Source organism: Thalassovita autumnalis (genome assembly GCF_001458255.1).
Taxonomy (GTDB): Bacteria; Pseudomonadota; Alphaproteobacteria; order Rhodobacterales; family Rhodobacteraceae; genus Thalassobius; species Thalassobius autumnalis.
This window is the reverse complement of record NZ_CYSB01000012.1, coordinates 1-5,558: the sequence shown is the minus strand read 5'-3', so window position 1 is coordinate 5,558 and position 5,558 is coordinate 1. Positions and strand designations below refer to the sequence as shown.

Sequence of the window (5,558 nt, the reverse complement as noted above, 5' to 3'; positions counted from 1 at the left end):
GGACATCTAGCAGGCACTCCATCACGCCGTCAGAGCGGGGACACCGGACGGATACTGTTTATTGGGGTTCGCGTCAAAACGAAACGAAACGGGTGTTTTTGCCGGTGTCACTGGGAAAGCCTCGCGCCTCGCCCCCCCACATACACCTACGGCTAGGAAGGACCCGTTTAATTACAATGGGTTACGTGGTGTAACGATTTAGAAAGAGACGGTATTTATCGATCAACTGATAAGCGCTTGCAGACCAACAAACCATCAACCTTCCAAATGAAAACGGGGAGAGCCGTCTTCCAACGCACTCTCCCCATTATGCCCTACGGATAGCACGAAACTGTTGCATGTGTCGAACACAAAAGTGTTGCAACATATTGGAGTCGTTCAGACATTCAGGCGCGACGCGATCTTGGTCAATGCGAGCTTGTGCTTGCGCCATGCCGTCGTGCGATCAATGCCAAGTTCACCGCTAATCTGCTTCCAGGGCACACGAGCCGCCCGCGACCAGATCAGCTTGCGCTCTGCCTCTTCAATCCAAAGCACCCAATCAAAGGTTTGCTCAAGACGGGTTATCGACGCAGCAGAAGGCCAGACCCGCATCGGCTGGGGTTCCATAGCAGCGATCTCACGGCTGGTCCGCGCGATGTCAGGCCAGGCGTTGAAGTACCCCTTGGCTTTGACCGGTGGCAGCTTGCGAAGCGTACGGAACGCTTCTTCGAAATGATCCGCGACATCGTCGGCGGTCCAGATCTTTTTCTCACCCATGGCGCACCTCCCCTTTGGGGCGTGGCCCGTAGAGTTTTGCACCCAATTGCTCGACCAATTCACGTTCCGGCCAGGTCAGGCGTTGATCGTCGACGCTGACAGCCAGCACACCTTGTTCGTGCCAACCGTCCCGTTTTACCTGATCGGGATCACGGCGGTGTCCGCCATAGCCTTTCGGAGTGAACCTCATGCCACACCTCCCCGGGTCTCAATGGCCCAGTGCAGGATGGCAATGGCATCGGCTTCATTGTCATCAGTGGGGCTGAACCCGCGCGCCTGGGCGGCGGCGATCATGGCGACCTTGTTGGCGTTGCCCTTGCCGGTGGCGTGACGCTTGATGGTGCCGACGGGCACGCCCTCATAGGGAATGCCCCTTAGCTCGCCCCAACTGGTCAGTGAGGCCATGAGGCCGCCATAGACATGGGCTGCGTCAGTACCAGCGTGGCGGCGAACTTCTTCGAACCAGATCGTTGCAATCGGTCCAGACAGCCGATCAAGTTCCGTGAGCCAGTTGGTGAACCGCAGATAGCGCATACCACCGCCATCGTAGCGACCGGGTTTGAACGACGCTGTCCCGCTGGTGATCAGGCCGTCAAAGCCGCGCAGGGCCCAGCCTGTGGTGGTGCCAAGGTCAAGCGCAAGGATACTGCGCGGGGCTTGTGTAGGTTGGGTCATGCAGACCTCCTCTTCGATTTGATGAGCGAGGCGAGAGGGCTGGCCGGTGAAGGCTGCGGTCTCGCCAGGCCCCGAAGGGTGGTCTGGTCAGGTCAGGCGCGGGGCGACGAAGCCGCCCGGCACTTCTTTCAATTCCTTCAACAGGCCAATTTGAAAGAAGTTAGCCTGTAAGGGGTTGAACTGTATGTATAATATACCTTCTTTCAATATTACTTATATTTCAATAGGTACCTCTCCCTCCACCTCATCGCGCGCGAGAATACACATATAAACATGTGTCCCCTTGAAAGATTGAAAGAAGTGAAAGAAGTGAAAAATCCGTTCCTGAACAGCAACTTAGATCCCGACTTCTTTCAATTGAAGAAAATCCCGTTTTGAAAGAAGTCTATTGTTCACGTCAGGATCCGATAGACCATGGCCCTGCGACCACCAGTGTCGCGCATGCCGGTGGTGATGTCACCACTTTCTATCAGCGTTTCGAGGATCTCATTTCGGTCGCGTGATTTCAACCACTGCGACGCCCGTGTAACCTCGGATTTGGTAATCCCGCTTGATCCAGCTGCACGGATGACTTCCTTGAGCCGCTTTAGATGGGCCTCTGTTTCGGTATCCGCAACATGCCGCTCCACCGCCGCAATCGTCCGCCGCGCATAATGGCGCACAAAATCAATGGCCCAATCTGCGGCCGGGAGGTCGATCGCAGGGTTTGTCGGATCGCGCCCGACCGCGACGATCAACGCCAGTTTCAATGCGTTCTCCCCAATGCGGGCCAGGATCGCCGTGAAGGCCGTCCCAGCTGCCGCCCGCAACTCCCCCGTCAATTCGGCGCTCAGCGCTTTGAAACGCGCACGGGCCTCCTCAGTCATCGGAACCATGGTCGGGTTCACAGACGTGTTCTGATCGGCTGTCTTGCCCGCAAGGTTGCCCTTCTGGTGCCCGCCACCGGAGGCCACGCTTTGCAACCCGGCGATCAGGGCAGGATCAGCTTGGCGAATGCCCACGGCGATGTTCTCGTCTGGATAATCCTCATCACTCGGCAGAATCAGAAAGCGGGCCAGCGAGCCGTCGACGACGTTTGCGCCTTGGAGCGCCCCCCAAAAGTGCAAAGGCGTCGTCGTGCCATAAACACTCAGGCAGGGTTGATTGATATCCCGCCGCTCATTCGACCCATCACGGTTGGCATATTCCGCACCAAGGAAAATCCCGCCCGCGGCCGTGTAAAGCTCGGTCATGTTGTCGAGGATTTCGGTGATATGGCGTGGACTGCGCCGCCGGTCGGCCGCCGCTGCCAAGAACATACCAAACTCATCGATCTGGAAGAGGATCGCAGGCTGGCGGTGCAGCGCGGTCAAAAGCCCCGCGCCGGAGGCGATTTTGTTGCCACCGAGATGATGGGCCAGCCCCGCCTCGAAAAAGACCTCGTTGATGATCTCGCGGGCGTGGTTCTTGCCTGATCCGCTATCCGCAATGCCCACGACATACAGGTTCGAGCGCAGGTTACTCTCGGTGCGATACTGCCGCCCCATGAGCGCACCAATCGCGCAAAGGCTAGCACCGAGTGACAACAACGGCTGAGGACGCCGGGCTGTCGACAGCATGTAATCGGTCAGATCCCCCACCAATCCATCCGGCATGGCCAGTCTGAATGGCGAGGTGGCGGAAGGTTCCTCATTACCCTCGTAATGCCCTCCCAGCTTCGACAAGAGATCCGCCGCAGGATGCTGTTCATCGCGGGCCGTCGATCCATCAAAGCGCAGTGATGCATCAGCTTGCCAGCCGCGCTCCATGGCAAGGTGGTAGATCGTGCCGGCGCCAATGCGATCGGGTTTGAAGCTGGCCCAGGCTTTGATCGTGGCTGCAGGCACATCCTTTGCCGCCTGCGCTGACCAGCCGGCAAAGATATCGCCCCCGGCCTCGCCAAGCGCGCCCTTCAGCGCCATACCAATCCGCACCCAGCTGTCATAATCCAACTCCGCATTGGGCAGCCATTTCAGCGCGGCCTCAATGGCAGGCGATGTCCCCATCTGGCTATGGGCCTGCAGGTGCTCCGTGGCAGGTGATCCTGTCGCAAGGCCACGTTGCCGCAGATGTTCGGGCAACAGCGCATAGGCCTCGTCAAGAAAGGCGCGCGCCATCTCTGCGGTAATCTCAGGCAGCTCCGTGATATCGAGATCAGCCAGCCCCTCCTCTGGCCAGGCATAGGGCGCGCCAGTGTCCGGGTGGTTGGCATAGGCCACGAACTGCTGACCGAGACAAAGCACCTCCAGCGGATGACGTTTGATGCCCCGGAAAGGGGTTTGTGTGCGATAAATCAGCATCCGCTTTGGCGCCTTGCCGATGCGCAGCGCCGGGGTATCCCCCAAACGTTCACGCGCCAGTTTCTCGATCTGGAGCGCCAGTTCCGTATCCTCAACGACGTCAATATCGACAGCCGCAACCGTGCCGCCAACAAGCCCGATGCCACACTCTGGCCAAGTCGACCATGTCGTCACCTCAACCTCCGTGGTCGGGCGTTCGGTGTGCCGGTTCCACTCGGGGTAGTCTGCCCATGCTCCACGCTTGAACTGGCCAGGTTTTTTTGTGCCCGGACCAATCGGCAGGATGCCATAGCCATTGGTGACCAGCCGTGCGCCAAACCGCGCCATATACGATGTCTCAGCCATCAGAACGGCACCTCCGGGGTCATGGCGTCGAGCCGTGTGCGGTCTTGCCCCGCCAGCGCGCGCAGTTGGTCACAATATCCGGTGATGACCGCATCAAGAAAGCGATCCCACTCGGTCTCAGTCAGGGTGGCGAGATCGGATTTGCCGATACTCTCGAGGTATTCGCCACCATATTGGCCACCAACACTCATGGCCTGCATTTCATTCGGGGTGGGATCGATCATACCTGTCCTCCTGTGACAGATGTCCTGGCAGGTGCGAGAACAGAGGTGTCTGCGGCTTTGGTCCCGCCGTTTATCCGAGACAATGAATGTCGGGTTGAACCAACCAAACCCACGAGGTTCCCGGTGGCAGACGGCGCAGAGGCCGGAGTGGATGTGGCGCATGGATCAAACCTGTAGCCGGAGATTTCAAGAAAGCGGCCCGATGGGCGCACCGAGATCGCGGTTGGCCGGGTCAGTTCCCCCGCCTGCGCAATGGCATCGTCGACAGTGTGCGGCATCGGGCAGCCCGGCGCGCGCTTGCGCCACCACTCGAGCGCCTTCTGGCGCGCATAGCCCTGATGCTCGACACAGACCCATTCGTTGTAGGACTTCAGCCCGCAGCTATAGGTGACCTTCATTGAGGGGCGCCCGCCGCGCTTGTCATGACGGCTGTAAGACACACCATGGACCGGCAGCCACTCAACCTTCGGCGACAAAACCGGAAGCGTGGCCGCTGTGGGGGCGATTTTCACCTCGCGTGCCGGGAAGACATAACCACAGTCCGAGCATTCCGTTGCCGAGAGCGCGATGATGCTGTCGCACTCGGGGCAGACCTTTGTGGGTGCCTCCCCACCCCCGCCATCGCCCGGGCGTTTGGGGCGGACCAAATCAATTGGTCCATGGCGACGCACATTGCCCGCAAAGTCGAGCACCAAGCAGTTTTCCTTGTCCGGAGCCAAGCGCGTGCCGCGACCGACCATTTGGACATAAAGCCCTGCGGATTTGGTCGGGCGCAGCAGCGCGATGAGATCGACGGCCGGCGCGTTGAACCCGGTCGTCAACACCCCCATTGAGGCCAGTGCGCGGATTTCACCACGCTTGAAGGCCGCGATGATGGCATCGCGCTCCTCCTTTGGAGTGTCCCCAAAGATCGTGCGGCAGGTGATACCTTGACGCGTGAACTCTTCGGCCACATGGCGTGCGTGATCCACGCCTGAGCAGAACGCCAGCCAGGATTTGCGGTCTTTTCCATGGGTGATGATCTCGATAACGGCCGCACGCGTCGTCGCGTCCTGATCGACTGCGGCTGCCAGATCACGTGCAATGAAGTCCCCTGCACGTGTACCAACCTTCGAGACGTCGAGCCGCGTATTGGGCTGTTTCGACACCAGTGGGCTAAGATAGCCTGCATCAATGAGATCACGCACCGGCGCCTCATAGGCAATGTCGGTAAAGAGTGCGTCCTTGCCCTCATGCA

The 5,558-nt window shown here is 59.3% G+C and carries 6 protein-coding genes; all 6 read right to left on the bottom strand.

Annotated features, from left to right (window positions below; genetic code table 11):
- Positions 1–378: 378 nt before the first annotated feature.
- Entirely contained in the window at positions 379–759 is a 381-nt protein-coding gene (locus TL5118_RS04720; protein WP_058243098.1) for a DUF6362 family protein, read from the bottom strand.
- Entirely contained in the window at positions 752–949 is a 198-nt protein-coding gene (locus TL5118_RS04715; RefSeq protein WP_058243099.1) for a hypothetical protein, read from the bottom strand. The genes TL5118_RS04720 and TL5118_RS04715 overlap by 8 nt, the downstream gene beginning before the upstream one ends.
- Positions 946–1,434: a crossover junction endodeoxyribonuclease RuvC gene (locus TL5118_RS04710; RefSeq protein WP_058243100.1), complete on the bottom strand. Its 489-nt coding sequence runs from the start codon at positions 1,432–1,434 to the stop codon at positions 946–948. Before TL5118_RS04710 ends, TL5118_RS04715 begins: the two co-directional genes overlap by 4 nt.
- Positions 1,435–1,826: 392 nt before the next feature.
- Positions 1,827–4,097: a DUF3987 domain-containing protein gene (locus TL5118_RS04700; protein ID WP_058260754.1), complete on the bottom strand. Its 2,271-nt coding sequence runs from the start codon at positions 4,095–4,097 to the stop codon at positions 1,827–1,829.
- Positions 4,097–4,321 carry a DUF6511 domain-containing protein gene (locus tag TL5118_RS21070; protein WP_058243102.1) on the bottom strand — a complete coding sequence of 75 codons (225 nt, stop codon included), beginning with the start codon at positions 4,319–4,321 and terminating at the stop codon, positions 4,097–4,099. Before TL5118_RS21070 ends, TL5118_RS04700 begins: the two co-directional genes overlap by 1 nt.
- Positions 4,318–5,558, bottom strand: a 1,241-nt coding sequence (locus TL5118_RS04690; protein WP_058260753.1) for a DEAD/DEAH box helicase, incomplete at its 5' end; no start/stop codon positions are given. The genes TL5118_RS04690 and TL5118_RS21070, both read right to left, overlap by 4 nt.

What these genes read in the sequence shown, in the direction of transcription:
- TL5118_RS04720 (WP_058243098.1), bottom strand. Translation starts at nt 759, where the DNA reads ATGGGTGAGAAAAAGATCTGGACCGCCGACGATGTCGCGGATCATTTC.
- TL5118_RS04715 (WP_058243099.1), bottom strand. Translation starts at nt 949, where the DNA reads ATGAGGTTCACTCCGAAAGGCTATGGCGGACACCGCCGTGATCCCGAT.
- TL5118_RS04710 (WP_058243100.1), bottom strand. Translation starts at nt 1,434, where the DNA reads ATGACCCAACCTACACAAGCCCCGCGCAGTATCCTTGCGCTTGACCTT.
- TL5118_RS04700 (WP_058260754.1), bottom strand. Translation starts at nt 4,097, where the DNA reads ATGGCTGAGACATCGTATATGGCGCGGTTTGGCGCACGGCTGGTCACC.
- TL5118_RS21070 (WP_058243102.1), bottom strand. Translation starts at nt 4,321, where the DNA reads ATGATCGATCCCACCCCGAATGAAATGCAGGCCATGAGTGTTGGTGGC.